Source organism: Streptomyces lushanensis (assembly GCF_001700515.1).
Taxonomy (GTDB): domain Bacteria; phylum Actinomycetota; class Actinomycetes; order Streptomycetales; family Streptomycetaceae; genus Streptomyces; species Streptomyces lushanensis.
The window spans coordinates 1-292 of the sequence record NZ_MAUD01000421.1 but is presented as its reverse complement, the minus strand read 5'-3'; the positions used below and the strand labels follow the sequence as shown (position 1 = coordinate 292).

At 74.3% G+C, this 292-nt stretch carries 1 pseudogene; it reads right to left on the bottom strand.

Annotated features, from left to right (window positions below):
- Positions 1–292, bottom strand: a pseudogene (locus BFF77_RS37225) (hypothetical protein); the annotation flags it as partial.

Genomic DNA, 292 nt, shown 5'->3' with positions numbered 1-292 from the left:
CGACGAGGTCCGCGTAGACGGCGGTCCGTCCCGCCAGCATGTCGCCCAGGACGGCCGCGACCACCACATCGCGCTCGACGACGGTCGCGAAGGCCCGGATGAACGGATAGAGCCCGCCGCGGCTCACCCGCGGCCGGTCTCCGCGCAGCCGCGCCCGTGTCGACTGGCCGATCTCGCGGCCCACGTCGGCGACGAACGAGACCACCGTACGGACGGCGTTGGCCGGGTCCGAGAAGTAGGCGAAGTACCCGGCGCGGGAGCGGTTGGCCCTGCCGCGCCGCGCGGCCATCGA